Here is a 26,175-nt window from a genome sequence, read left to right as displayed (position 1 = left end):
TTGTATAAAAGAGTTTTATAGTTATGTTATCAGTGTTTTAATCTGGGAAATAATCATAAAATATAGGGGGTATATATTATAAAAGTCGAAAAATAGAGGGTTGATGAAATTGCGCGGGTAAATATGGAAAAATAGATGAAAAAAATGAAAACTGATAGATTTTTTCGTTGTGAAATTGACTTTTAGTGAAGTTGCGATAATAATCATGAAAGAGGTGATATGATGAAACGAATAAGTAGTCTTTTCTTGAGTGGTTTATTGGCACTAATGCTGATCTTAAGTGGATGTGCAGGAAAAGAACAAAAAACAGAGAAACAAACAGGGAATCAATCGACATCAGTAGAAAAAATTAGTGATAATATTTTAGATGAAATGGAAGGGCCACCTAAAAATGGTCATACGATTGAAAGACATGTAGGCAAATCAGAAGAAGATTTGAAGAATCGCTTGAAGACAGATAAAGTATCAGCAGCAAGTACATACTATGACAAGGAAATAGCAACGAAAGCTGTAAAAGATAGTTTGAAGCAGCATGATAAGGAAATTCAAGACTGGTTAAAAAATTCTAAAGAGGCTCGTCTCGTATTAAATACAACACATTCATTCCCGGTTGGAAAAACGGTAATAAAGAAAAATATGAGTTTAAAAGACAAGTTGGTAAAAACTGTTACTGTTTTAGCAAGAGATAAGTCAGGAGAATTAGGGTTTAAGATTATTACTTCTTATCCATCTGATAAATAAGAAGGGGGAGTACATTATGTATACGACATTACAATACTTTCTTAAATCGTACTGTACGTTAAGTATTCATGAGGATGAAATAGTAAGCGTGATGGAAGAGTTTATTGAACAAGAAGACGAAGAAATTGTTTTGAAATTACGTGATGAATTAATAAATATGAAGAAAAAGAACGCGTGGGAAGAGGCGTGTGTATTAGCTGCGAAGCAAGGCAATCGTATGTGGTCTTTAGAAGAAACGAAAGACCATCTTGAAACTTTTTTACTATTACTGCAAAAGAAAAAGGCGTGATATAATCACGCCTTTTTCTTTATGCTATTCGGTGGATATTAGCTATTCTTTTGGAGCGCTTTTATATACGCTTTTTGAAATTTGTCCATTTGATATTACTTCCCCGTTTTGTGTTACTTTTTTATACGTAACCGCTGTGATTTTATCACTAGTCCTACTAATTACTTGAGAAGAAACTTCAACATTTTTACCAGTATTTGTACCGAAAATGCGTGTAGTAATACTACCTCCATTTGAAAATGCTTGAATATAAATATGATTGCCCGTATTATTTTTAAATTTTAAATCTGGACCATAATCTGCTACTGCTGCATCTTGCCCAAGTGGTAAATAATTTACCGGCATAGAATGATTGCTTCGAGAAACAATGCCTAAATCTGCCCTTAAAGCTGCGCTGTATAATGTACTACTGACTTGGCAAACTCCTCCGCCTGCACTTTGTATTACTTTACCTTGTGAATATACTGCTGCAGATTTGTAACCATGTGCAGCATCAGTTACGCCAACGCGGCCGTTAAAACTAAACGTTTCATCAGGTGCGACAATAACCCCACTTAAAGTATTGGCTGACTTATTTACGTTAAATGATTGATTTCCGTTACGGCCGGCCATTGGAGTAGAATATTCAGCGATGACTTCTTTAATCCCCATTTTCTGTATGTCTTCTGTAGAGCGTTCTGGTTTTATGAATGTGACTGGCAATGTAACATCTGATTTACCGGTAGTAATAGCTTCGTTTGTTAAACCGTTTAGTTTCCCTTTATCAATTTTTTCTCCGTTTTGGCTTTGACTAACATTTACTGTTGAGCCTTCAATACTGAATTCTGCATTAATAGGATTTTTTAATGTTTCATTATATTTATCTTTTATAAAGGTTTCATAAGCTGTTGCATTTAATTGTGGTGTTAATTTATAGTCACGTTTTAATTCACCGTTTTCAGCTTGCTTACGCATTTTGTAACGATTCATTACGTTTCCTTCTTGTTCTTTAAAGATTTTGTCAATAATATCTTTCTCTTTATAATTTATCCCTAAATCTTTCCATGTGTAAGTTTGTTTTTCGTTTTGGAATATGTAGGTAAGGGATTTTTGATCTAATTCAGTTACCTTTTGATTAATAATTGCTTGAATATCTTTCTTATTTTTTCCATCGAGAGAAATACCTTCAAATGTAGTATTCGGTAATGCAGTAGTATCTAATTGATTATTTAATTTGGAGACATATTGATATCCCCCAACACCGCCTACACAAAGTAATATGCCCCCAGCAATTGCAGAACCGATCAGTATTTTACTTAGCTTCATTTATTTCCCCCCAGAAATTTATGTATAAATATATGTATTACATTTTTTGTATAAAAATGATGAAAATAACATTATGTACGTACTAGTATACTATTATTTTCACTGTGTGTGTAATGTTTTCATAAAAAATGTTACACCGCTGTAATAATTGTCACTTCTTGTCACAATGTGTATGAAAAATATGTTGAAAAATATAATAAAAAGGCTGTCTAGAGAAATCTAGCAGCCTTTTTATTATAATTTTTTATGCTCATTTTTATTCGTAACACCGAGATGTTCTTGTAGTTTTGTCGAAATATTATTGACGCTTTTTTCATTTGGAACGTAATAATAAATACCGCCTATATATTTATCTGTACCTTCTACTTGCATTTTTTCCATCTTTAAATTTGAATCCATTGAATTTTTTGTAATTGTCATCATATCATCAAAAGTTAAATTGGTTTTTAAGTCTTTATCGACAGCGTCTAGTAGGCCTCCGATTTTATTAATGGAATTAAGAGATAGTGCCTTTTCAGCAATGGCCTCTAATACAAGCTGTTGGCGTTGACCACGCATATAATCACTATCGATATGACGAGTTCTAGCCAGTGCCAGTGCCTCTTCTCCATTTAAATGTTGACGTCCTTTTTTTAGATGAATTGCATCTGCTTCATCTTTACTATTTTGCTCTGTGAACTCAACTGGAACGTCTACAGTAATACCACCAAGGGAATCAACAATTTTAATAAATGATTTAAAGTTGAATTTTACATAGTAGTCAACTGGAACATCTAAAAAGTTCTCTACCGTATCAATTGTGCTGTCTACACCACCGAATACGTGCGCATGTGTGATTTTATCGTATTTATCACGTGATTTAATGTAGACGCGTGAGTCACGTGGAATGCTTACAAGTTTAACGGATTTATCGTTTTTATTAATTGTTGCAAGTAATAACGCATCTGTTCGAGTTGCTTTTCCATAACCTTTTTCCCTAATATCACTTTCATCAACACCCATAATTAGTACAGAAATGTTGTCGGTCATAGGTTTAACAGCTTTTTCACGTTTACTGGACTTATCTCCTCGACCTAGTTCAGCATAAGCATTATTTAAGACGGACTTTGCTTTACTGTATATATGGAAGGAGTAGCCTCCTGCTCCAAGTGCTACAATTAGTAATGGAATAAGAAGGAACCAAAGTAGGCGTTTTTTCTTTGAGCGTCCTTTTCTGGCTCGCGTATTGTTGTTCGGGTCGGATTTCATCATTTTTTCTCCTTTAAAACTATCGAAGTATATACATTTAGAAGTGTATTCAAACACATAAAAAATATTTTACGCTAAATAAAAGCGATTGTACATGTATAAAAAATAGATGTCTTGATTATTTATCCCGCATTAACGGGCAGTAAAACTCCCACCTCAAAGTCCAGCGAACGCAAGGAAGTTAGGTGGGAGTTAACTGCCCGTAAAAGCCCGATTGGTGAAGGCTAATACTCAGAGGGGGATAGCCCCTCTGAGTAAAGTTTCACTTTATAAGACATCTATTCGTTATTGTATACAAAAGATAGGGATAAGAAAATGATAAAATTTTACCTAATTACAACATAATGCTTACGATAATTGCGGATAAAATGCTAACGAGAGTAGCTCCATATAGTAATTTAAGGCCAAACCTCGCAACAACGTTTCCTTGTTCTTCGTTTAGTCCTTTTACCGCACCTGAAATAATACCAATGGAAGAAAAATTGGCAAAAGACACAAGGAAAACAGAAATAATCCCAACTGTACGGGGAGAAAGGCTATTAGAAATTTTACTAAGGTCCATCATTGCGACAAATTCATTCGTTACAAGCTTCGTTGCCATAATGCTGCCAGCTGCGACAATTTCAGAACTTGGTACACCGATAAGGAATGCGATAGGCGCAAATACATAGCCGATTAATTGTTGGAACGTAATACCGAATATAATGAGGAACAGGTCATTAATACAACTAATTAATGCGACAAATCCGATGAGCATAGCGCCGACAACAATGGCTACACGAAAACCATCAAGAATGTATTCTCCAAGCATTTCAAAAAAGCTTTGTTTTTCACCTTTGATTTCTAAAATATCTTCGTCATCTTTAACGTCGTAAGGGTTAATGATGAGTACGATAATAAAACCGCTAAATAAATTGAGAACGAGTGCAGTTACTACATATTTAGGTTCAATCATTGTCATATAGGCACCTACGATAGACATAGATACGGTTGACATAGCAGAGGCACAAAGTGTATAAAGACGGTGTTTTGGAATTTGAGCTAATTGCTTTTTCACTGTAATAAAAACTTCTGATTGACCGACAATGGCAGAGGCAATAGCATTGTAAGATTCTAATTTCCCAAGACCATTTATTTTACTAAGAAAGTACCCGATCCAATGAATAAAAAATGGTAGTATTTTGAAATGTTGTAATATACCAATTAAAACAGAAATAAAGACGATTGGTAATAATACAGTAAGGAAAAATGGCATTTCACCTTTATTTGCAATACCACCAAATACGAAATTTATTCCATCAGCAGCATACTCGAGTAGCTTTGTAAACAGACTGGAAATGACACGAATAAGTATGAGACCGATTTCTGTATTTAATAATAGGTAGGTTAAAATTAACTGTATAATAAGCATGATGAAAATTGGTTTAAACTTAATATGTTTCTTATTGTTGCTAGCAATATAAGCGAGTAAGAAAACAACAATTAGTCCGACGAAAAAAGTAATGAATTTCATGATAAGCCCCCTAAAAGAGATATTCTGCTATATATGTTTTTCATTTCAAGGGAGAATATGCATCTTTGGTAAAGAAAGGAATAGAGAGAGTATGAATATATGTAGAGTGCATCACGTTGCAATTATTTGTTCGAATTATGAGAGGTCAAAGAATTTTTATACTAGAATATTAGGGTTTAAAGAGATAAATGAAGTATATAGAAAGGAACGAGATTCTTATAAATTAGATTTATGTGTAGGAGAAGAGTATCAAATCGAATTATTTTCATTTCCAAATCCGCCTGAGCGCAAAAGTTGTCCAGAAGCAGCCGGTCTTAGACATTTAGCATTTGCTGTTACAAATATAGAAGAAGCTGTGAAGCATTTAAACCAATGTGGTGTTAAGACAGAACCAATCCGTATTGATGAAATAACGGGGAAGAAATTCGTCTTTTTCCAAGACCCTGATGGTTTACCTTTAGAATTGTATGAGGTTTGAAAATTGGTGGATTTTATATAGAGTTGCTTTCCAATAATTGAAGAAACTAAAGTGAAACTTCTTTTTAAAAGGAGGTGTAACTTTAGCTAAGAGAGCTAAAGAGCATATGTGGATATTTTAAAATTATTGATGGTAGTCATTCTTATTGGGTTAACAGCATTTTTTGTGGCTGTTGAATTTGCAATTATTAAGGTACGTAGCAGTCGTATTGATCAACTCGTTAGTGAAAAAAGACGAGGTGCACTGGCAGCTAAAAAGGTAACTTCAAATTTAGACGAGTATTTATCGGCCTGTCAGCTAGGTATTACAATTACTGCTTTAGGGCTCGGGTGGTTAGGGGAACCAACTATTAAACATTTACTCGAGCCGTTGTTTTTAAAATTACAATTCTCACCTGCAATTTCCAGTACAGTTTCATTTATTATTGCCTTTGCAGTAATTACATTTTTACATGTTGTCATTGGGGAACTTGCTCCAAAGACATTTGCTATACAAAAAGCAGAACAAGTTAGCTTATTGTTATCGAAACCACTTATTTATTTTTACCGAGTTATGTACCCGTTTATTTGGGCTTTAAATGGTTCAGCGAGGGTTGTAACTGGTTTATTCGGATTACATCCAGCTTCTGAACATGAAGTAGCTCATTCAGAAGAAGAATTAAGGTTAATCTTATCTGAGAGCTATGAGAGCGGAGAGATTAACCAAAGGGAATTTAAATATGTAAATAATATTTTTGAATTTGATAATAGAGTAGCAAAAGAAATTATGGTACCTCGTACGGAAGTTGTAGGCTTATATGAGGACGAACCATTTGAAACACATATTAAAGTCATCGCACAAGAAAAGTACACGAGATATCCTGTATTTGGTGAAGATAAAGATGAAATTATTGGGATGGTAAATGTAAAAGATTTATTTATTCGTTATATGGATGGTAATCGGGACGAGGAGTGCTCAATTATGCCATATACAAGGCCAGTTATTGAAGTGCTAGAAAATATTCCAATTCATGATTTACTGTTACAAATGCAAAGAAAACACATTCCATTAGCTGTATTATATGATGAATATGGTGGTACAGCAGGGATTGTTACACTAGAAGATATTTTAGAAGAAATTGTTGGAGAAATTCGAGATGAATACGATGAAGATGAGAATCCACCTATAGAGCATGTAAGTGAAGGATATAAAATCGTAGAGGGAAAAGTGCTTATTAGTGAAGTAAATGATTTGCTTGGCATACATTTAATTGCTGATGATGTAGATACAATTGGTGGCTGGATTATGGTACAAAAACAAATCGTTGCTGAAGGAGATGTTATTGAGAAACACGGTTTTTATTTTAAAGTCCTTGAAAAGGATATGCATCAAATTAAACGAGTGGAAATAAGGAAAGTAGAAGAATGATTTTCTATAAACTTTAATAAAAAGGATATACAGAAAAATAAATGTTTGCGCTTTCAAAAAAGGTGCTATATAGTGAAGGTGGATACTGAAAAATTCTTCTGAATGATACTCGTGTTTTTAGAGGGCGGATTTTTTGGATAAGGATTTAGAATGAAAAAGTATAGGTGATAAAAATGATAGCAACGAAGGATATACGTATAGAAAAAGATTTTTTAGGTGAAAAAGAAGTACCAAGTGCAGCTTATTATGGTGTACAAACATTACGTGCCGTAGAAAACTTCCCAATTACAGGATACCGCATTCATCCATCACTCATTACAGCAATGGCAATTGTGAAAAAAGCAGCGGCACTTGCGAATATAGATACTGGTTATTTAGCTAAAGACATTGGACATGAAATTGCAGAAGCAGCGCAAGAAATTGTTGATGGAAAGTTTCATGATCAATTTATCGTGGATCCTATTCAAGGTGGAGCCGGAACTTCTATTAATATGAATACAAATGAAGTAATTGCGAATAGAGCGTTAGAGCGTATGGGATATGAAAAAGGGGAATATGCGAAAATTAGCCCAAACACTCATGTGAACATGGCCCAATCAACGAACGATGCGTTTCCAACAGGGATTCATATTGCAACTCTTATGATGTTAGAAGAGCTTCTTATTACAATGGAAGAACTTCATTCTGCTTTTCGTAAAAAAGCAAAAGAGTTTGATCACGTTATTAAAATGGGACGCACACATTTACAAGATGCAGTTCCAATTCGCCTTGGACAAGAATTTGAAGCGTATAGCCGAGTGCTTGAGCGTGATATAAAAAGAATTAAACAGTCTCGTCAACATTTATATGAAGTGAATATGGGGGCGACAGCTGTTGGTACAGGATTAAATGCAAATCCTACGTATATTGAACAAGTGGTAAAACATTTAAGAACGTTTAGTGGATTCCCACTTGTTGGTGCAGAGCATTTAGTTGATGCAACGCAAAATACAGATGCATACACAGAAGTATCTGCAGCGCTTAAAGTATGTATGATGAACATGTCTAAAATTGCAAACGATCTTCGTATTATGGCGTCTGGTCCACGTGTTGGGTTAGCTGAAATTCAATTGCCAGCACGTCAGCCAGGTTCATCCATTATGCCAGGAAAAGTAAATCCAGTTATGGCAGAAGTAATTAACCAAGTCGCATTCCAAGTAATCGGAAACGATCATACAATTTGCTTAGCATCAGAAGCAGGACAATTAGAGTTAAACGTAATGGAGCCTGTGCTTGTATTTAATTTAATTCAATCTATAAGCATTATGAATAATGGATTCCGTGTATTCCGTGAATATTGTATTGAAGGAATTACAGCAAATGAAGAATTGCTGAAGCAATATGTTGAGAAAAGTGTTGGAATTATTACAGCAGTTAATCCTCATATTGGTTATGAAGCAGCATCTCGTATTGCACGTGAAGCAATTGAAACAGGAAAATCTGTTAGGGAGTTATGTTTAGAACATGGTGTACTGACAGAAGAGGAATTGGATATTATTTTAGATCCATTCGAAATGACTCACCCTGAAATTGCTGGAGCTTCTTTATTAAAAAATAAAAAAATATAATGTGAAAAACACCGATCCATTTGGATCGGTGTTTTATTTTTAAAAGATATTAAACACAGCGTTTAATTGAAGTAAGCTAATAACAGCTAAGAAGATTAAACTGTATTTCATTGCTGTTTTAAATAGAGCAGATTCTTTACCAACTAGTCCAACTGCGGCACAAGCAACTGCTACAGATTGTGGTGAAACCATTTTTGCCATTGTACCACCTACCACGTTTAAGGCAACGAGTGTAGAAGGAACGATGTTTAATTGGTCTGCTGTTACTGCTTGCAGTGGTGCGAATAAAGAACCACTTGAAACTACTGAACCTGTAATGAATACGCCAATCCATCCTAAGATTGGAGAAAGAATTGGGAATGCATTACCAGTAGATGAGAATGCAAGTCCAAGTGTAGATGACATACCAGAGTAGTTCTCTACGTAAGCTAAAGCGATAACGCTACAAATTGTATATACTGGAGCTTTTAATTCTTTCATTGTTTCAATCATTAATTCTTTAACCATTTTACCTTTTACGCGGTAAACGATAAGTGAAACGATAATTGCTAGTACAATCGCAGTAGTTGTAGAAGAAAATACATCAAATTTGAAAACAGCTGCGAAAGGTGTATCAGCTTTTGTAATTGGTGTAGTTTTCATAACAGCATTATGAAGACCAGGGAACTGAATGTTAAATACTAAGTTTGCTAACGCACCATCTGGAGCAAATAAAGCTTTAATTGGTTTTAAATTAAAGATTGTTACAAATGCAGTTAAGAATACGAATGGAGACCAAGCATATAAAATTTGATTGAATGTATGTGATACTTTAGTTTCTTGTTTTTCTTCTTTAGTAGAAGATTTTGGTTGCCAAACACGTAAGAATAATGCAAGAGCAATCATACTTACAACGGCTGCGAAAATATTAGTAAGTTCTGCACCTAAGAAGTAAGTTACAGCGAATTGAGTAATAGCGAAAGAAACACCACTTACAAGAATACCTTGCCAAGTTTCTTTAATACCTTTAACTCCATCGACCATTGAAACAAGTAAGAAAGGTAAGATAATACTAATGAAAGGTAAAATAAGAACAGTTTGACGACCAATTGTTAATGCGTCAAGTTCAGTTAATTGTGCCGGTACTGTAACTGGAATACCCATAGCACCCATAGCACCACCAGCAATATTAGCTACTAAACAAATACCTGCTGCTTTTAATGGATTAAAGCCCATACCCACAAGTAGTGCAGCTGTAATAGCAACTGGAACCCCTAGACCAGCTGCGCCTTCTAAGAAAGCACCGAAAGAATAAGCAATTAATAATACTTGTAAACGTTGATCATTTGTAATGTTTGAAATACTATCGCGAATAATATTGAACTGCTCTGTTTTAACAGTTAATTTGTAAAGGAAAATTGCGGCGATAACGATAGTACAAATTGGATAAAATCCAGATAAAACACCGAATCCAGCAGATGCTACAGCTACTGTTGCTGGCATTTTATAAACAAATATTGCAAGAATAATAGCGACAATCACACTGTAAAGACCAGCGATATAACTTTTCATTTTCAGTCCCATTAAACAAATGATGAAGCAGAAAATTGGAAGTGCTGCGATTAGTGCAGATAACCAAATATTGTTTAATGGATCATAAATTTGTGTCCAAGTACTCATAATAATGACAACTCCTATCTATTATATGTGAAGAAATTCACATTATTTGTGAAACTATTCACAATCAACTTACATGCTTAGTATATTCTCCTTCAACACTATTGTCAACGTAAAAAAGTATAATTATTCCATAATAGTGTTAAAAGAAAAGCTTTGTTCATAAAGTAGACAAAAAACACACTCAAATGAATTTAAGTGTGCTGTATAAATTATTTGCATATTATTTTGCTTATTCAGATGGCATGTTCCCTATAGGTGTATATTAGATGCCGTCTCTTATCCCGCATTAACGGGCAGTAAGACCCACACCTCAAAATTCAGCGGAAGCAAAGAAGTTAGGTGGGGATCGGGCTGCCAGTAAACGCCCGGTTGGTGAGGGCTGATAATCAGTGGGGATGAACAAAAACCCTACTGATTAAAGTTTGATATATGCACTTATCTGTCCTGTTTGATTTAGTGAGAGAGGAACGGTGAGTGGATTTAATAGGAAGTTTTTCACAACAATTCAACCGCTTGCAATACGAATAAAAAATAAGAAACAAATTTTTAATACCATATCATCTCTTTTTACTGAAAATTCCTTTTAGCGTAACAAAGAGGTTAAGTATAGTTCAACTACATTACGATAGGTTATCAATTATAGACGATATTTTACAATACCGTTACTGTGCATTTCAATGAGGTGAAAATATAACAAAAAGCCTGATAAAACAACGTTTGTAAGCAAAGTATTCGTAGGCCATTATTTTGCTTTTTCGTTATATCATATAGTATAATATTCAAAATCAGCAAGGATTTTTTCCTGAATTTTTGCTGATGAAGATGGAAAAAATTTTCGGCTTTATAGGTTGATAAAGTTATGTCGTAACAGGAAATATAAGAACAGATATATAAATAAATAAAAAGAACATAAAAACGCAAATAAAAACGAAAATGAGGGGAACTTTATGAACCAAAATCAATTCGAATGTCGTATTTCAGAAGAAGATGTACAAATGTTAAGAGCGTTAGCTCACCCACTTCGCCTACGTCTAGTAATGGAACTTATGCAAAGAGGAACATGTAATGTAACACAACTACAGGAAGTGTTAGAAATTCCGCAATCAACGGTTTCACAACATTTAACGAAGTTAAAGCAAAATAAAGTAGTGCGCTTTGAAAGACGAGGATTAGAAGTGTATTATCAAATCCATAATGATAAAGTAAGTGCGGTAGTAAAAACATTATTTTCTTAAAATTTGAATATTATGGAAAAAGACGTGTAGAATATACGTCTTTTTTTATTTGTCAGAAAGGTAGCGAGAGAGTAAATATTAGCATGTGAGGTAGAAATGACTATTAATCAATATGCTGCCTTACCGAATATATTCTAAAAGGAAAAGAAAAAATAGAAAGGAGTGTAGTAAGCAAAAGGAGGGATAGTAGTATGGATGTGAAACGTGTGAAACAAATCTTATCTTCTTCAAGTAGAATTGACGTTACATATGAGGGCGTACCAGTATGGATTGAGAGCTGTGATGAGCAGAAGGGGAGTGCTCAAGTGTATGATGTATCTAATCCTGGTGAGAGCGTTCATGTGGACGTGACAGCTTTAGAGGAGAAATAATAAAAAAGACGCTTCTAATTTTAGAAGCGTCTTTTTGTTATTCCATCATATGTGCAATTTTCTTAGAGAACATAAGAAGTACTAATCCCAGTACAATTACGATAATACCGATGCTTGCGAATACTTCTAAATATCCTAAAGATTGAGTGAAAGCGGCTAATTGTCCTGCTAATAAGTTTGCGAAGCCAGTACCAGCTAACCATACACCCATTAATAATGATGCTAGTTTAACAGGAGCGATTGCACTTACCATAGATAATCCGATTGGTGATAAGAATAACTCACCGATTGTGTGGAACATGTAAGTGAATACAATGAATAGTAAGTTTGCTTTCATTGTAATGTTACCTTCATCGCTACCAGTTTTTAAAACAGCTAAAGTTAGAACTAAATATCCAATCCCTAGTAAAATCATACCTAATGCCATTTTTGTTGGGATTTTCAAATCACCATTTTTTGTTTTTGAAAGCTTAATCCATAACGCAGAAACAGGTAATGCTAGTAAGATAATGAATAGTGGGTTTACAGATTGGAACCAAGGTGTTGGAATTGTAAATCCACCAATTGTACGATCTACGAACTTATCTGTGTAAAGTGTTAAAGAGCTACCAGCTTGTTCAAATCCTGCCCAGAAGAATACAACGAAACAAGTTAAAATTAAAATTGCAACAGTACGTTTTTTCTCTTGTGGTGTTAAAGGTTTTTTCTCAACAGCTTTTGCATTTTGTTCTTTAGATTTTTTACCCACAACTGTTGTTCCAGCTGATCCTAAGTAACGAGGTGCTAATAAGTTAAATGCAATTTGTCCAATAATCATACCGATACAAGCTGTTAAGAAACCGTATCTATAATCTGCGAAGTAACCGCAAATGAATGGAGCGATAAGAGCTCCTAAGTTAATCCCCATGTAGAAGATAGTGAAGGCACTATCACGACGAGAATCGTTGTCACTATATAATTGACCTAATAAAGTCGAAATATTCGGTTTGAAGAATCCGTTACCGATAACTAATAATCCTAATCCTAAAAATAGTCCAGTTTTCGTATTCATTGAAAATAGTACGAAGTTACCAATTGCCATGATGATACCACCAATAGTAATGGCATGTCGCTTCGTAATGAAATGGTCAGTTAACCAACCACCAATAATAGGTGTGAAATATACAAGCATTGTGAAAATACCGTAAATTTGAACTGCAACTGCTTTATCAAATCCTAAACCGCCGCTTACTAAGCTCGTTGTTAAATAAAGAACTAATAAGCCACGCATTCCGTAATAACTAAATCTTTCCCATGCCTCTGTAAAGAACAACAAGTATAACCCTGGTGGATGTTTTTTTGGTGATTGTTGCTCTCCAGCTTTGTCTAATTTTAAAGCTGCATCCATGTTTGTTTCCCCCTAATCCTGTATAACGGATATTTATGTAATCATTTTAATTTACAAAATATTTAGAAGTCAATAGAATTATATGGAAATAGAAAGAAAATTTCTGAAAAAGTTCTATTTTTCTTCGACCGTTACTGTATTTTGCCCTGAAAACAAGATGATAAGCGTTTTCAAATGTAATAATTGAATTCTAAAAGAAAATAAAATAGTGATTAATCAGAAAATTTAGATTAAAATATTTATTCTGATATAAAGAAAATATATTCTATTTACTTTCTCAATATAACATATTGGGAATAAAAATACAAAACGAAATAATGTGACATTTAAGTGAATTGAAAAATAACCAGCTCCATAGAAGGGAGCTGGTTAAGGAAATATTATTTAACAAAGCGTTTTTCGATGTCATCTAATAGTAGGTTAGCGGCCATTACGCCACCAGCTGTATTCCAAATAACGTCATCAACTTTGTATGCTTTACCATTTTTTACTGCATTTAAATTTTTAAATAGCGGATCATTAATATATTCTTTTTCTAATTCAGATCCTTTTTTCTCATTTCCTTTATCGAATGTGAAGTAGAATAATACGTCACCATCCATTGCAGAAATACGCTCTTTAGATACGTTACGCTCTGCAAAATCATCTTTGTTTTGATCTCCAGGACGTTTAAATCCAAGTTCTTTTAAAATAACACCAGAGAATGTATCACCATGATAAATACGAACATCACCAGGCATGAAACGAACCATAGAGATTTCTTGATTTACTTTATCGCCAAGTTTGCCTTTTAAATCTTTCATACGTGATTCGTAATCAGCTACAACTTTTTGACCTTCTTTTTCTTTATTTAATGCTTTTGCATAAAATTTGAAGTTATCTTTCCATTCACCACGTAATGTTTCTGAGAACACAGTAGGTGCAATTGCTTTTAGTTGTTCGTATACTTTTTCGTGACGCATTTTGTTACCGATAATTAAGTCTGGTTTTAAAGAAGCAATTGTTTCAACGTTAACTTGTCCTTCATCACCAACAACTTTTACATCTTTCATTTTATCCTTAATATGTGGATACCATGGGTCACCAGTCCAAGACTTTACAGCACCAACTGGTTTCACACCTAATTCAAGTAAAGCTTCAGTTCCTTCATTTGTTAAGATAACTACACGTTTTGGATTAGCAGGAACTTCTGTTTTACCCATTGCATGTTCTACAGTAACCACTTCTTTTTTATTATCTTCTTTTGTAGATTCTTCTTTGTTACTTGATTTTCCACAAGCGCTTAAAAGCATTGAAAATGCTAGTAAAAATACAAATACTGTAAACGATTTCTTCCGCATGAAATTCATTATGTACCCCCTAAATGTTGAGAATATTTTTCAATAGCAAGCATGATATTAAGCCTTTATCTTTTAATTGTCAATATATATGGGTGAAAATAATTCTCATTTCCGTTGACAATAAGAATTAAGTTGAAATACACTAACAACGTATCATTATACATTGAAGGGGAAACGCTGCATGTTATTAAAAACAAATCGAGCAAAAGGGATTGGATTATTTGTTGGAATCATTGCAGTCGTTATTTGTATTTGGGGAAGTATTATTTTCGGATATACAAATACGAGTTGGAAACTAGCATTGGATGCTTTTTTCCATTTTAACGGTTCCAATGAACATATTATTATTCAAAATGTACGTCTGCCTAGGGCGTTAATTGCAGCTAGTGTTGGTGCTAGTTTAGCCATTGCTGGTTGTCTTATGCAAACTTTAACTAAGAATCCACTTGCTTCTCCAGATTTTATTGGATTAAATTCAGGTGCTGCGTTCTTCATAGTTGTAGCAATTGTAATCTTTTCAGTAACATCATTATCAGCTTTCACATGGATCGCCTTTTTAGGAGCGGCGGTTGCAGCTGTACTTGTATTTGCTTCTAGTTCTTTAGGAAAAGAAGGGACTACTCCTCTTAAGTTAACGTTAGCAGGGGTCGCAATTAGTGCGTTATTTTCATCATTAACACAAGGATTACTTGTGTTAAATGAAAAAGCACTTGAAGAGGTATTATTTTGGCTTGCTGGATCTGTGCAAGGGCGAAAGTTAGAAATTTTACAATCTGTATTCCCATATTTATTAATAGGATGGATTGCATCTCTTATTATGGCAGGAAAAGTAAATACATTGATGATGGGAGAAGACGTCGCGAAAGGACTTGGACAACGAACAATTTTAATGAAATCATTCGTGTTACTTATTATTGTACTGTTGTCTGGTGGTTCAGTTGCGGTTGCTGGCCCAATTGGATTTATTGGGATTATTACTCCGCATTTTGCTAGATTTCTTGTTGGAGTTGACCACAGATGGAGAGTGCCTTATAGCGGATTGTTAGGTGCAATACTACTAATATTGGCTGATATAGCAGCAAGATATGTCATTATGCCACAAGAAGTACCAGTAGGAGTTATGACAGCATTTATTGGAGCACCGTTCTTTATTTATATTGCACGTAAGAGAGGGCTTAGCAAATGAAGAAATATATTCCGTTTCGTATAGGAAAAGGCGAGCTCTCGTTTTTAATGTATAAACGAGCTTGTCTCGTCTTGTTAAGTTTACTACTTGTTTTAATAGGATTATTCTTTGCGAGCGCAGGTATGGGAGACATGAAAATTGCTCCTTATGACGTATGGCAAGCAATTACCGGAAATGGCGATGCGATGTCAAACATGGTTGTAAATAAGTTTCGTATGCCGCGTATTTTAATTGCTATCCTCGTAGGAATTGCGCTCGCGGTAGCGGGCTGTATTTTACAAGGGCTTGTTCGAAATCCACTTGCTTCTCCTGATATCATCGGGATTACGGGCGGGGCAAGTGTTGCAGTTGTATTATTTTTAGCGCTATTTAGTGATAAAAATAATGCACTAACGGTAAGTATTCATTATATGCCGCTCGCAGCTTTTGCAGGAGCAACGATTGTAGCGGTTTTTGTATACTTATTTGCATGGCAAAATGATGGATTATCACCAATTAGTCTCGTTTTAATTGGTGTTGGATTCTGGGCATTAACGAAGGCTGCGACAACATTATTTATGTTGCTAGCACCAATTTATCAAGCGAGCCAAGCAAATGTATGGATTACGGGTACCGTTTACGGCTCTTCTTGGCAAAATGTTATGGTACTTGCGCCTTGGGTTCTCATTTTAACAGTAATATCATTTATCGCAGCTAGGCATTTAAATGCACAAGAGCTAGGGGATGATATAGCGGTAGGACTTGGGGTTCCTTTAACGAAGTCGCGTGTATTTATGCTATTACTTAGTACAGCTTTAATTGGTGGTGCGGTAGCTTTTGCCGGAGGGATTGGATTTGTCGGTTTAATGGCACCTCATATTTCACGAAGATTGGTTGGTTCTTTATACGGTGCATTACTCCCAGTTGCAGCTATTGTCGGTGCAATTCTAGTACTTGCTGCAGATTTAATAGGGCGTACAATTTTCACGCCACTTGAAATTCCAGCAGGGGTATTTACATCAGCAATTGGTGCACCTTATTTTATTTATTTACTTTATAAAAGTCGGAATTCATAAAGGGAGATGAATATGCAAAAAGCATTGGAGACGAAACGCTTGACGTTGTCTTATGGTGAAACAAGTATTATTGATGAGTTGAATTTAGAAATTCCAAAAGGCGAAATTACAATCTTTATCGGCTCTAACGGTTGCGGGAAATCAACTTTATTACGTTCACTAGCTAGATTATTAAAACCAACAACTGGTGATATTTTGTTAGATAATCAAGCCATTCAAAGTATGCAAACGAAGCAAATCGCTCGTCAAATGGCGATTTTACCGCAAGGACCACAAGCACCAGAAGGACTTACAGTATTACAACTTGTAAAGCAAGGGCGTTATCCATACCAAACATGGCTGAAGCAATGGTCAGAAAAAGACGAGGAAATGGTACAGAAAGCACTTGCAGCGACAGGTATGACAGAATTTGCTGAGCGTGATGTGCATGCTCTTTCAGGTGGGCAACGTCAACGTGCTTGGATCGCAATGACACTTGCACAAGATACAGATATCATTTTACTGGATGAGCCCACTACATACTTAGATATGACTCACCAAATTGAAGTGCTGGATTTATTATTCGAATTAAATGAAACAGAACAAAGAACAATTGTTATGGTATTACATGATCTAAATTTAGCATGCCGCTATGCAGATAACATTGTAGCAATTCAAGATAAACAAATATATGCACAAGGTAAACCTGAAGAAGTGGTAGATGAGAAACTAGTACGTGATGTATTCCGAATGGAGTGTCAAATTAGTACGGATCCGTTGTTTGGAACACCGCTTTGTATCCCGCATGGAAGAGGAAGACGTGTAGTTAAAGAAGTTGCTCAGGCGATAAGATAAAAAAACGATGAGTGATTCATCGTTTTTTTTTTATTTGGTACAAGAAAATAAGAGGAAGAGAGGAATTCGTAAGCGACGTTTATACTCTTCTTCATTTTGAAAATAGATTGGATTTGGTGTAGCTTCTTTTAATGATGTAATGGTAAATCCAGCTTGCTGTAATAATGTGAAATACTCTTCCGTTGTACGATGATATTTAATAACTTCTTGGTCAATCCATGGTTCAACCCGTTTGCCTAGTTTAAAATAATCATCGACGAGCCAACTCGTTCTTTTACCACTTGTTTGTAAGCTTTCAAATGAAGAAGTAATAACGGGATGTTGAACGCTAAAGGTAAAGGTGCCATTTGTTTTTAAAGTTTGAAACACATTTTGAAAAATGGTATCAAGATGTTCAATATAATGTAAGGCGAGTCTAGATGTTACTAAATCAAAAGTGGAAGAGGGATAGGTATAATCTTTGAGGTTTAAAAAATGAACAGATCCATTTTTATTTTCTAGTTGATTTTTAGCTTTTTCATACATAAGTTCGGAGCCTTCAATGCCAGTGTAAGAGTAGCATCCCTTTTCTAATAATTCCGCACCAAACTTAGCGTCACCACAGCCTAAATCGAGAATTTGTTTTCCTTGCACATGACCAATGAGCTGAAAGAATACTGGTTTTTCAATGGATTCATTTGGGCTATTTTCTCGGTATCTTCGTTTCATATATTGTTCGAAAAATGCTGTGTTATTGTATACATCAGATTCTGTAAATGCCATGTTTGAAACCTCCCAAAATATTTTTTTAATTCTATCAAATATGAAAAGTAAATGATAGATTTATTATAATGAATCATATATAATCTAAAATTGTAAGCGGTTACTTTAAACTATTTTTCTATAATAAATTCTGAAAACGTGTTAAGCTAGTAGAGGGATTATTAGAACTATTAAGACAATAATCCGCTTACATGAACGATGGGAGGCTTCACGATGTCTAGTAAAACACTTGCAAAATTTTTAGAAGAAAATTTAGAGGATTTAAAATCAAAGGGGCTTTATAACGTAATTGATCCGCTTGAGAGTTCAAATGGACCAATCATTACAATTGGCGGAAAAGAATATATTAACTTATCTTCAAACAACTATCTTGGATTAGCAACAGATAGCCGTTTGCAAGAAGCAGCAATTGGTGCAATTCATAAGTACGGTGTTGGGGCAGGAGCTGTTCGTACAATTAACGGTACTTTAGATTTGCATATTAAATTAGAAGAGACAATTGCAAAGTTTAAACATACAGAAGCGGCAATTGCTTACCAATCAGGATTTAACTGTAATATGGCAGCGATTTCAGCTGTTATGGATAAAAATGATGCAATTCTTTCAGACGAATTAAACCATGCTTCTATTATTGATGGTAGTCGTCTATCAAAGGCAAAAATTATTGTTTATAAACATTCTGATATGGAAGATTTACGCCAAAAAGCAATCGCGGCGAAAGAATCGGGTCTTTACAATAAATTAATGGTAATTACAGACGGTGTCTTCTCAATGGATGGAGATGTTGCAAAACTACCAGAAATTGTTGAGATTGCAGAAGAATTAGATTTAATGACATATGTAGACGATGCACACGGTTCAGGTGTACTTGGAAAAGGTGCAGGAACTGTAAAGCACTTCGGTCTATCTGATAAAGTTGATTTCCAAATTGGTACATTATCAAAAGCAATTGGGGTAATTGGTGGATATGTAGCAGGGAAACAAAACTTAATTGACTGGTTAAAAGTTCGTTCACGTCCATTCTTATTCTCTACAGCATTAACACCAGCTGATGCAGCAGCTTGCATGAGATCAATTGAAATCTTAATGGAAAGCACAGAGTTACATGATCGTTTATGGGAAAATGGCCGCTACTTAAAACAAGGATTAAAAGAACTTGGCTTTAACATTGGGGAAAGTGAAACGCCAATTACACCTTGTATTATTGGGGACGAAGTGTTAACACAAGAATTTAGTAAGCGTCTAAATGAAGAAGGTGTATACGCAAAATCTATTGTGTTCCCAACTGTAGCAAAAGGAAAAGGTCGTGTTCGTAATATGCCTACAGCAGCTCATACGAAAGAAATGTTAGATGAAGCAATTCGTAAGTATGAAAAAGTAGGAAAAGAAATGGGCATCATTTAAGTAAGGGCATCTTTTGAATAGCTTGCAAATGAGGAGTGGGGAAAATGAAAAAAATTCTAGTAACCGGTTCTTTAGGGCAAATTGGTTCTGAACTAGTAATGAAACTTCGTGATGTATACGGCGCATCAAATGTTATTGCAACAGATATTCGTGAAACAGATAGTGAAGTAGTAAAGTCTGGTCCGTTTGAAACGTTAGATGTAACAGATGGACAAAAATTACATGATATTGCAAAGCATAATGAAGTAGATACAATTATTCATTTAGCAGCTTTACTTTCAGCAACAGCAGAAAAAAATCCGTTATTCGCATGGAACTTAAATATGGGCGGACTTGTAAATGCATTAGAAGCAGCTCGTGAATTAAACTGTAAGTTCTTCACGCCAAGTTCGATCGGTGCATTCGGTCCATCGACGCCAAAAGATAATACACCGCAAGATACAATTCAGCGTCCTACTACGATGTATGGGGTAAACAAAGTAGCAGGAGAATTACTATGTGATTATTATCATCAAAAGTTTGGCGTAGATACGCGCGGTGTCCGTTTCCCAGGTTTAATTTCTTACGTAGCTCCTCCAGGAGGCGGAACGACTGATTATGCAGTTGAAATTTATTATGAGGCGATTAAAAAAGGTGCATACACCTCATACATTGCTGAAGGAACGTACATGGACATGATGTATATGCCTGATGCTTTACAAGCGATCATTTCATTAATGGAAGCTGATCCAAGTAAGCTAGTGCATAGAAATGCATTTAACATTACGGCAATGAGTTTTGAGCCAGAGCAAATTGCAGCATCAATTCGTAAACACATTCCGACGTTTACAATGGATTATGCAGTAGATTCAGCTCGTCAAACAATCGCTGATAGTTGGCCAAACTCTATTGACGCAACTGCAGCAATGAAAGAGTGGGGCTTTAAAGCAGAATACGATTTAGACAAAATGACAACGGACATGTTGGCTAAGTTAAAAAAAAAGCTCACAGCTGAGTTAGTGATGAATTAATAGGAAGAGTCGATTCTTAGGAATCGGCTCTTCATTATTTTTGGGAGGAGAGAAGTCTTATGCAAAGAGTAGATGTCGTATACGCACTAATACATGACGAGGAAACAGATAAAATATTAATGGTACATAATGCAGAACAAAACGTTTGGTCATTGCCAGGTGGGGCTGTGGAAAAAGGTGAAATATTAGAGGAAGCACTAATAAGAGAAGTGAAAGAAGAGACAGGTTTAATTGCTACGTTAGGTGGACTTGTTGCGATCAATGAAAAATTCTTTGAGGAATCAGGGAATCATGCACTATTTTTTACATTCCGAGCGAATGTAGTAAAAGGTGAACTTATTGCGGAAGATGAAGGTGAAATTTCTGCAATAGAGTGGGTGGATCGAACAATTGCGAATGAGCGCTTCCCATACTATGACGGAGGATTTGAATCCTTATTAGAAGTAGCCATTCCATATAAGTTTCAACCAGAAACAAAGTAATTGAATGAAAAAACAGGAGCCACAAGGCTCCTATCTTCTATTCAATCGTCTTCAGTAATAATTTTTTCAGTAATGGTTTAATCTTCAATCGTAAATCTTCAGCATGATTTGCAACTAAGAAGTGATGGTTATAAATGTTCTTCATCAATTGATAAGTTGCTTCTTTTGCCTCGCCTTCTTCGATGAAGATACCGATTACTTCCATGCCACTTTTACGCGCGAGTTTAACAGCTTCATGCGTATCTAAAATTCCATCTTGTTGATAGTCTAGCGCAGAAGGCTCACCATCTGTGAAGACTAGTAAGAATTTATGTTTCTCAGGTCTTTTTGCAAGCTTTTCAGAAACGATACGAATAATATATCCGTCGCGGTTATCTTCTTCTTCACGAAGTTGCATAATTTCCGGACCAACGTTTGGTAACGTTGAGTTTTTATAATTTACAACTTCATGGATAACGTTCGGCTTATCTTCAGGTTTAGCGCTAGAGGCATCTTCCCAAAATCCGCTAATAGCGTGCGGGATTTTTAAAGATTTTAAAGCTTCATGGAATAGTACAACACTCTTCTTCGTCTCTTCCATTTTGTTATACATAGAACCAGAACAGTCAACTAACAGTTGGAATGCAACATCGAGTTCTTGTGACTCTTGTCCTTTTTTATAAAACATACGCGGTTGTTTTTCGGTATAAATACGAAGGAATTTTTTGCGAAGCCTTCCGTAATATTTATCACTATTCGCATTCGTTTTATTTTCAATCGTTTTTTCGATAATTTTCTTTAATTCTTTTACATCTTTATTGATGACTGATTTGATAGCTTGGTAATCTTTTTTCTCATCGATATTTGCTTTGCGAGCTTCTTTAAATGTATGAGAAGCACCTACATTATACTTACCGTATGCACCGTCGTGCTGGCTAGAAGCGTGTGAAGCTCTTGCTTCTTCTGTATCAGCGCCATCAAAGTTGGATTGTGTACTTTTTTGAGAAGTACCTTGTACAGAACCAAGTGCTTGGTCGCCATCTTCTGATTCACGAGCAGTATCGCCCATCATGTTTGTTTTTGTTCCGCTTTCTAATTCAAAGCGTAAAAAGTTCTCGTTTTCGTTATTTTTATTTTCACGATGCCATGTGGAGAAACTTTCATCCATTTTGTTTTTATTTTCATCGTCATCTATAAGCTGTGTATCATCATTTGCTAAATCTTCGACGCGACAGTTCTTTTCGTCTGCAAGAACAGATAAGTAAAGTGGAGCATGTCCGAAATAGTTGTTAAGCATATCACTTTCAAGAAGCGCCTCTAAGCGATAGCGAATTTTCTCAACGACATACATAATATCTTCTGTATTACGTGCTTGGAATGTTTCATGTAAAATCGCTTCAATTTGCTCAAAATATTCATTATTAAACATTTCATATTTATCGCTCGTTAATGAAAGATAGCATAGGCAAAACAAACGATCACCGTGATAATTACGAACGCGGTTTATTTCATTTTGAGAGCCGAAATAATTGCGGTACATTTCTTTTCGGCGTTTAAAAATATGCTTCGTGCCAGGACGTAAGTTCTTTACGATTTCCTCAACGCGTAAATCTTCTAATAGAACAAATAATTGTGTTAAAAACTTTTTTAGGGGCGATTCTTGCAATTCAATCGCATAAGAACGAATTAAAGTCATGTCCGAGTAATGTTTATTACCAAGTGCTTTTAAGAACACTTCGCTTTTTAATCCGATTACTGTATCTTCTTCTTTTCGATCATCCCAAAAGTGACTAATGACAACTTTCTTTTCAATTTCGTCGTAGTATGCTTTATAGCCATATTCAAGATAGGCATCGTCTTCTTTTAGAAGGGCATACATTAAGTTTTCCATTTGTAGAAACAGCGACGCATCAATTTTTTTGTCACTAAAAATTTGTCTCATAAATTATCCCTCAAAGAAATAACTTTCTGCTAATTCACGGACAGTCATTTGTTCTGTTTCATCATTAAGTTTTGCAATTATGCTTCGTTCAATAGCGCGCATAACAGGAATATATACACCTAAATCACATGCGTCGATAATACCACGAATACTTGCTGCTTCTTCACTTACACGTCCATCGCGAGCTAAAGGCATAAGGTCGCTTGCAAATGCAACAAACTTTTCAATTGTTGCAACATCATTTAATTTTGATTCTGCTAATAATAGTTCTTTTAATGTGTCACCTTGAATGTAAGGAACTTCAATAATAACGAAACGGTTTTTTAATGCTTCATTTAGTTCACTTGTTCCAACGTAACCTTCGTTAATCGCAGCAATTACACGGTATTCTTCATCACCGTATACAACCTCTTGTGTAAATGGGTTTGTGATCATTTTACGGTAATCTAATGCGCCGTGAAGTAGCGGTAAAGTTTCAGGTTTTGCCATATTGATTTCGTCAATATATAGGAAGTGACCGTTCTTCATTGCTTTCATAAGAGGACCGTTAACGAATGAAACTTCAGATGCACCATCTTTCGTTTGTAGTGTGTTGTATCCTAAAATACCTTCTACATCTAAGTCGACAGAGCAGTTAATGCTATGCATTGGTTTTTGAAATAAAGAAGAAAGAGTTTCCGCTAGTACTGTTTTACCACTACCAGTCGGTCCTTTTAATAGAATGTTCTTGCCAAGAAGAAGTGCTGTAATCGCATCTTCGATAATGCTGTTATCAGATGCTTTATATATTTTAGTACCGATTAAATGAGCATTTTCACCAGCTTCTTGTTTATTCTTTTCATGAATCGTAGAAAGCTGCTGTTTTAAATCAGAATGTATATGAAATTGTTCTAACATGTATTTCCCACCTAACATTATTTTCATAAAGTAATACATCTTATGATAACTTGTTTTAATATGGTATGCAAAGAAAAGGAAGGAGGATAAAGGGAAAAGAAAAAGCAATCAAGATGAAGTTGATTGCTTACAGTAAAGGAGAAATGAGCCTCATGAAAGACTCCAATATGCGTTTTTTTATACTTCTGTTTTGGAAAGAGTTCCATTTAATTTCAGTTGAATGTTTAAAATCTTTTTCAAAATCACGTTTAATATCGTGAACTGTTTTTGATTCATAAAGTACGCTAATAATTTCGTAATTCAATTCAAAGCTACGTACATCCATGTTCGCTGTTCCGATAGTTGCAATTGTATCATCAACGAGTACAATTTTTGCATGCATAAAACCATCTTTATAACTGTAAATAGAAGCACCAGCTTTTAAAAGTGGAGTGAAATAGGATTGAGATGCTTGATCACTAATGATGCTATCACTTTTACCTGGATATAAAATCCGTACATCTATTCCGGCAATTGCACTTAAGCGTAATAATGTTAAAGTTTCTTGATCTGGAATAAAGTAGGGTGTAGCGATCCAAATGGATTTTTTTGCAGAGCCCATAACAGCTAATAATGTATTACGAATACTTTTATCATCGGAGCTTGGTCCGCTTGCTACGATTTGAACAGCACCTTCTGCATGTGAAATCTCTTTACCTGGGAAGTATTGTCTATTCATGAATTGATCCCAGGAATAAGTATTTAAACCACTAGAGGCATAGAGCCAGTCTTCTAGAAAGATTGCTTGTAATTTATATAATGCTTTTCCTTCTATTTTTAGATGACTATCACGCCAAACAGGAAATTTCTTTGAACGGCCAAGATATTCATCACCGACATTGAGTCCTCCGGTAAAACCAATTTCTCCATCTACAATAACAATTTTTCGATGGTTACGATAATTGACAGTTTCAAGTAACCAAGCTGAAAAAATAGGGTCAAATTCTACAATTTCAATCCCAGCTTCTTTCATAGGTTGCAAAAATCGTCTTCTTAACGTGTTACTTCCAAGACCATCATAAAGGAAGCGTACAATAACACCATCTTTTGCTTTTTGTATTAAAGCATCTCGAACTTTTGTACCAATTTCATCAGATTTATAAATGTAGTATTGAATATGTATATGATGTTTTGCCTGCTCTATAGCTCGCAAAATTTCTGAAAATGTTTGATCTCCGTTTGTTAAAAGTTTTGTAGTTGTTTTATCTGCGGCAGGACCGCTTCCAAATTTTTGTATGACTTCTGTTAAATGTATGGAACGTTCATTTAGTGGGACTGTGAGTAATAACTCTAGTCTTCTTCCTTCTAATATTTCACGGAATAATTTTCTTTGTTCTTCTGAACGATGGAGATGTTTTTTTCTTCTCCAGCGGCTGCGCCCGAAAATAGCGTATAAAAGCACACCTATAATAGGAAGAAGTGCTAATACTAAAAACCATGCCAATGTGCTTTGTGGAGATCTATTTTCTATAAAGATAACGAATGAAATTCCTACGATTGTGATGGACCATAGAGCACCGACAAATGTATATAACGAAATATACGATGTATTTAATAGGAACAGAACGATAGATACAATTGTAAATATTAATAGTAACTGAACGATAGGCTTCTTCATTTCTATATAATTCCCCTAATCTTTTTTCAATATAGATTTCTTAAATAGAAGATGTAATATGACATCTTTATTATAAGGTGTTTTGCTTTTTTTACAAAATATAGACATTTCACCTATACTTTCCGCATTTGTCCTACATACAGTGTACTATCACATTTTTATCCCACTCTTAATGCATATGAAAATGAAAAAATCGAAAAGGAGCGGAGAAACATGAATTATATAGAAAATAATGGATTGTATTATCGGAATCATCATCATGGAGGACACAATCATGGTGGGCACAATCATAACGGCGGACATCATCACCATGGAGGACACAATCACCATGATCACCATCATCATCACGGAGGCGGATGGGGCTGGGGGTGTAGTTCCGTCTGACGC

23 protein-coding genes and 1 pseudogene are annotated in these 26,175 nt (G+C 35.1%); 14 read left to right on the top strand and 10 right to left on the bottom strand.

Annotation, left to right across the window (positions count from 1 at the left end):
• Positions 1 to 222 precede the first annotated feature (222 nt).
• Together DN403_RS20680 and DN403_RS20675 are read left to right on the top strand one after the other, a co-directional pair.
• A complete protein-coding gene (locus tag DN403_RS20680) occupies positions 223 to 741 on the top strand; it encodes an RNase A-like domain-containing lipoprotein (protein WP_000822702.1) in 519 nt (172 codons plus the stop codon).
• 16 nt (positions 742 to 757) lie between these two features.
• The gene (locus DN403_RS20675) at positions 758 to 1,030 is read left to right on the top strand and encodes a hypothetical protein (RefSeq protein ID WP_000288803.1); all 273 of its coding nucleotides are present in this window, start codon (positions 758 to 760) and stop codon (positions 1,028 to 1,030) included.
• A 42-nt stretch (positions 1,031 to 1,072) separates the two neighbouring features.
• On the opposite strand, the gene DN403_RS20670 is transcribed toward DN403_RS20675, so the two are convergent.
• The 3 genes from DN403_RS20670 to DN403_RS20660 form a co-directional block, all read right to left on the bottom strand.
• Positions 1,073 to 2,335 (bottom strand): VanW family protein, encoded by a 1,263-nt coding sequence (locus DN403_RS20670; protein WP_000777359.1) that lies wholly within the window; start codon positions 2,333 to 2,335, stop codon positions 1,073 to 1,075.
• Between the two features lie 234 nt (positions 2,336 to 2,569).
• Complete coding sequence (locus DN403_RS20665; protein WP_002083775.1) at positions 2,570 to 3,586, bottom strand: LCP family protein; 1,017 nt, start codon at positions 3,584 to 3,586, stop codon at positions 2,570 to 2,572.
• A gap of 331 nt (positions 3,587 to 3,917) precedes the next feature.
• The gene (locus DN403_RS20660) at positions 3,918 to 5,096 is read right to left on the bottom strand and encodes a NupC/NupG family nucleoside CNT transporter (protein WP_000668872.1); all 1,179 of its coding nucleotides are present in this window, start codon (positions 5,094 to 5,096) and stop codon (positions 3,918 to 3,920) included.
• 91 nt (positions 5,097 to 5,187) lie between these two features.
• Here DN403_RS20660 and gloA2 point away from each other — a divergent pair, with 91 nt between their 5' ends.
• The 3 genes from gloA2 (at position 5,188) to aspA (ending at position 8,588) form a co-directional block, all read left to right on the top strand.
• Entirely contained in the window at positions 5,188 to 5,574 is a 387-nt protein-coding gene (gene gloA2 / locus DN403_RS20655; RefSeq protein WP_001017672.1) for an SMU1112c/YaeR family gloxylase I-like metalloprotein, read from the top strand.
• Between the two features lie 108 nt (positions 5,575 to 5,682).
• On the top strand, positions 5,683 to 6,981 hold the full coding sequence (locus DN403_RS20650) for a hemolysin family protein (protein ID WP_000353320.1): 1,299 nt from the start codon (positions 5,683 to 5,685) through the stop codon (positions 6,979 to 6,981).
• A 173-nt stretch (positions 6,982 to 7,154) separates the two neighbouring features.
• Positions 7,155 to 8,588: an aspartate ammonia-lyase gene (aspA, locus tag DN403_RS20645; RefSeq protein WP_000562136.1), complete on the top strand. Its 1,434-nt coding sequence runs from the start codon at positions 7,155 to 7,157 to the stop codon at positions 8,586 to 8,588.
• Between the two features lie 39 nt (positions 8,589 to 8,627).
• Here aspA and DN403_RS20640 read toward each other — a convergent pair whose 3' ends face one another.
• Positions 8,628 to 10,247 (bottom strand): L-lactate permease, encoded by a 1,620-nt coding sequence (locus tag DN403_RS20640; protein WP_149185703.1) that lies wholly within the window; start codon positions 10,245 to 10,247, stop codon positions 8,628 to 8,630.
• Positions 10,248 to 11,194: 947 nt separating this feature from the next.
• On the opposite strand from DN403_RS20640, the gene DN403_RS20635 reads away from it, so the two are divergent.
• Complete coding sequence (locus tag DN403_RS20635; protein WP_001075219.1) at positions 11,195 to 11,482, top strand: ArsR/SmtB family transcription factor; 288 nt, start codon at positions 11,195 to 11,197, stop codon at positions 11,480 to 11,482.
• Positions 11,483 to 11,673: 191 nt separating this feature from the next.
• Positions 11,674 to 11,853, top strand: coding sequence for an acid-soluble spore protein H (locus DN403_RS20630; RefSeq protein WP_000382679.1), 180 nt, complete (start codon positions 11,674 to 11,676; stop codon positions 11,851 to 11,853).
• Between the two features lie 37 nt (positions 11,854 to 11,890).
• Here DN403_RS20630 and DN403_RS20625 read toward each other — a convergent pair whose 3' ends face one another.
• Together DN403_RS20625 and DN403_RS20620 are read right to left on the bottom strand one after the other, a co-directional pair.
• On the bottom strand, positions 11,891 to 13,240 hold the full coding sequence (locus DN403_RS20625) for a peptide MFS transporter (protein ID WP_000338303.1): 1,350 nt from the start codon (positions 13,238 to 13,240) through the stop codon (positions 11,891 to 11,893).
• 380 nt (positions 13,241 to 13,620) lie between these two features.
• A complete protein-coding gene (locus tag DN403_RS20620; RefSeq protein ID WP_001010281.1) occupies positions 13,621 to 14,589 on the bottom strand; it encodes an ABC transporter substrate-binding protein in 969 nt (322 codons plus the stop codon).
• A gap of 172 nt (positions 14,590 to 14,761) precedes the next feature.
• Here DN403_RS20620 and DN403_RS20615 point away from each other — a divergent pair, with 172 nt between their 5' ends.
• From DN403_RS20615 to DN403_RS20605, 3 genes are read left to right on the top strand one after another with little or no spacing between them, the layout of a single operon-like run.
• On the top strand, positions 14,762 to 15,766 hold the full coding sequence (locus DN403_RS20615; protein ID WP_000925213.1) for a FecCD family ABC transporter permease: 1,005 nt from the start codon (positions 14,762 to 14,764) through the stop codon (positions 15,764 to 15,766).
• Positions 15,763 to 16,821 (top strand): FecCD family ABC transporter permease, encoded by a 1,059-nt coding sequence (locus DN403_RS20610; RefSeq protein WP_000760052.1) that lies wholly within the window; start codon positions 15,763 to 15,765, stop codon positions 16,819 to 16,821. Before DN403_RS20615 ends, DN403_RS20610 begins: the two co-directional genes overlap by 4 nt.
• A 12-nt stretch (positions 16,822 to 16,833) precedes the next feature.
• The gene (locus tag DN403_RS20605) at positions 16,834 to 17,655 is read left to right on the top strand and encodes an ABC transporter ATP-binding protein (RefSeq protein WP_001167972.1); all 822 of its coding nucleotides are present in this window, start codon (positions 16,834 to 16,836) and stop codon (positions 17,653 to 17,655) included.
• A gap of 30 nt (positions 17,656 to 17,685) precedes the next feature.
• Here DN403_RS20605 and DN403_RS20600 read toward each other — a convergent pair whose 3' ends face one another.
• Positions 17,686 to 18,417: a class I SAM-dependent DNA methyltransferase gene (locus tag DN403_RS20600; protein WP_000885973.1), complete on the bottom strand. Its 732-nt coding sequence runs from the start codon at positions 18,415 to 18,417 to the stop codon at positions 17,686 to 17,688.
• Positions 18,418 to 18,630: 213 nt separating this feature from the next.
• Here DN403_RS20600 and DN403_RS20595 point away from each other — a divergent pair, with 213 nt between their 5' ends.
• From DN403_RS20595 to DN403_RS20585, 3 genes are read left to right on the top strand one after another with little or no spacing between them, the layout of a single operon-like run.
• Positions 18,631 to 19,821, top strand: coding sequence for a glycine C-acetyltransferase (locus DN403_RS20595; protein WP_000095903.1), 1,191 nt, complete (start codon positions 18,631 to 18,633; stop codon positions 19,819 to 19,821).
• A 44-nt stretch (positions 19,822 to 19,865) separates the two neighbouring features.
• The gene (locus tag DN403_RS20590; protein WP_000723120.1) at positions 19,866 to 20,831 is read left to right on the top strand and encodes an L-threonine 3-dehydrogenase; all 966 of its coding nucleotides are present in this window, start codon (positions 19,866 to 19,868) and stop codon (positions 20,829 to 20,831) included.
• 59 nt (positions 20,832 to 20,890) lie between these two features.
• Positions 20,891 to 21,313, top strand: coding sequence for an NUDIX hydrolase (locus tag DN403_RS20585; protein WP_001189930.1), 423 nt, complete (start codon positions 20,891 to 20,893; stop codon positions 21,311 to 21,313).
• 37 nt (positions 21,314 to 21,350) lie between these two features.
• Here DN403_RS20585 and DN403_RS20580 read toward each other — a convergent pair whose 3' ends face one another.
• The 3 genes from DN403_RS20580 to DN403_RS20570 form a co-directional block, all read right to left on the bottom strand.
• Positions 21,351 to 23,234 carry a vWA domain-containing protein gene (locus tag DN403_RS20580; protein ID WP_074789903.1) on the bottom strand — a complete coding sequence of 628 codons (1,884 nt, stop codon included), beginning with the start codon at positions 23,232 to 23,234 and terminating at the stop codon, positions 21,351 to 21,353.
• 3 nt (positions 23,235 to 23,237) lie between these two features.
• Complete coding sequence (locus DN403_RS20575; RefSeq protein ID WP_000892989.1) at positions 23,238 to 24,131, bottom strand: ATP-binding protein; 894 nt, start codon at positions 24,129 to 24,131, stop codon at positions 23,238 to 23,240.
• A 127-nt stretch (positions 24,132 to 24,258) separates the two neighbouring features.
• Positions 24,259 to 25,788 carry a cardiolipin synthase gene (locus DN403_RS20570; RefSeq protein WP_149185702.1) on the bottom strand — a complete coding sequence of 510 codons (1,530 nt, stop codon included), beginning with the start codon at positions 25,786 to 25,788 and terminating at the stop codon, positions 24,259 to 24,261.
• 213 nt (positions 25,789 to 26,001) lie between these two features.
• On the opposite strand from DN403_RS20570, the pseudogene DN403_RS20565 reads away from it, so the two are divergent.
• Positions 26,002 to 26,166: pseudogene (locus DN403_RS20565) on the top strand (cobalt transporter); the annotation flags it as partial.
• Positions 26,167 to 26,175: the final 9 nt, after the last annotated feature.

The sequence above is a fragment of the Bacillus sp. AY2-1 genome, from assembly GCF_008368965.1.
GTDB lineage: Bacteria > Bacillota > Bacilli > Bacillales > Bacillaceae_G > Bacillus_A > Bacillus_A thuringiensis_S.
Note: the sequence above shows the minus strand (reverse complement) of the source record. Positions and strands in the feature narration are given on the sequence as shown.

Coding starts and splice junctions, on each gene's coding strand:
- DN403_RS20590 (WP_000723120.1), top strand. CDS start 19,866: ATGAAAAAAATTCTAGTAACCGGTTCTTTAGGGCAAATTGGTTCTGAA.
- DN403_RS20635 (WP_001075219.1), top strand. CDS start 11,195: ATGAACCAAAATCAATTCGAATGTCGTATTTCAGAAGAAGATGTACAA.
- DN403_RS20660 (WP_000668872.1), bottom strand. CDS start 5,096: ATGAAATTCATTACTTTTTTCGTCGGACTAATTGTTGTTTTCTTACTC.
- DN403_RS20575 (WP_000892989.1), bottom strand. CDS start 24,131: ATGTTAGAACAATTTCATATACATTCTGATTTAAAACAGCAGCTTTCT.
- DN403_RS20610 (WP_000760052.1), top strand. CDS start 15,763: ATGAAGAAATATATTCCGTTTCGTATAGGAAAAGGCGAGCTCTCGTTT.
- DN403_RS20595 (WP_000095903.1), top strand. CDS start 18,631: ATGTCTAGTAAAACACTTGCAAAATTTTTAGAAGAAAATTTAGAGGAT.
- aspA (WP_000562136.1), top strand. CDS start 7,155: ATGATAGCAACGAAGGATATACGTATAGAAAAAGATTTTTTAGGTGAA.
- DN403_RS20630 (WP_000382679.1), top strand. CDS start 11,674: ATGGATGTGAAACGTGTGAAACAAATCTTATCTTCTTCAAGTAGAATT.
- DN403_RS20585 (WP_001189930.1), top strand. CDS start 20,891: ATGCAAAGAGTAGATGTCGTATACGCACTAATACATGACGAGGAAACA.
- DN403_RS20665 (WP_002083775.1), bottom strand. CDS start 3,586: ATGATGAAATCCGACCCGAACAACAATACGCGAGCCAGAAAAGGACGC.
- DN403_RS20640 (WP_149185703.1), bottom strand. CDS start 10,247: ATGAGTACTTGGACACAAATTTATGATCCATTAAACAATATTTGGTTA.
- DN403_RS20580 (WP_074789903.1), bottom strand. CDS start 23,234: ATGAGACAAATTTTTAGTGACAAAAAAATTGATGCGTCGCTGTTTCTA.
- DN403_RS20670 (WP_000777359.1), bottom strand. CDS start 2,335: ATGAAGCTAAGTAAAATACTGATCGGTTCTGCAATTGCTGGGGGCATA.
- DN403_RS20605 (WP_001167972.1), top strand. CDS start 16,834: ATGCAAAAAGCATTGGAGACGAAACGCTTGACGTTGTCTTATGGTGAA.
- DN403_RS20675 (WP_000288803.1), top strand. CDS start 758: ATGTATACGACATTACAATACTTTCTTAAATCGTACTGTACGTTAAGT.
- DN403_RS20570 (WP_149185702.1), bottom strand. CDS start 25,788: ATGAAGAAGCCTATCGTTCAGTTACTATTAATATTTACAATTGTATCT.
- DN403_RS20680 (WP_000822702.1), top strand. CDS start 223: ATGAAACGAATAAGTAGTCTTTTCTTGAGTGGTTTATTGGCACTAATG.
- DN403_RS20625 (WP_000338303.1), bottom strand. CDS start 13,240: ATGGATGCAGCTTTAAAATTAGACAAAGCTGGAGAGCAACAATCACCA.
- DN403_RS20600 (WP_000885973.1), bottom strand. CDS start 18,417: ATGGCATTTACAGAATCTGATGTATACAATAACACAGCATTTTTCGAA.
- gloA2 (WP_001017672.1), top strand. CDS start 5,188: ATGAATATATGTAGAGTGCATCACGTTGCAATTATTTGTTCGAATTAT.
- DN403_RS20620 (WP_001010281.1), bottom strand. CDS start 14,589: ATGAATTTCATGCGGAAGAAATCGTTTACAGTATTTGTATTTTTACTA.
- DN403_RS20615 (WP_000925213.1), top strand. CDS start 14,762: ATGTTATTAAAAACAAATCGAGCAAAAGGGATTGGATTATTTGTTGGA.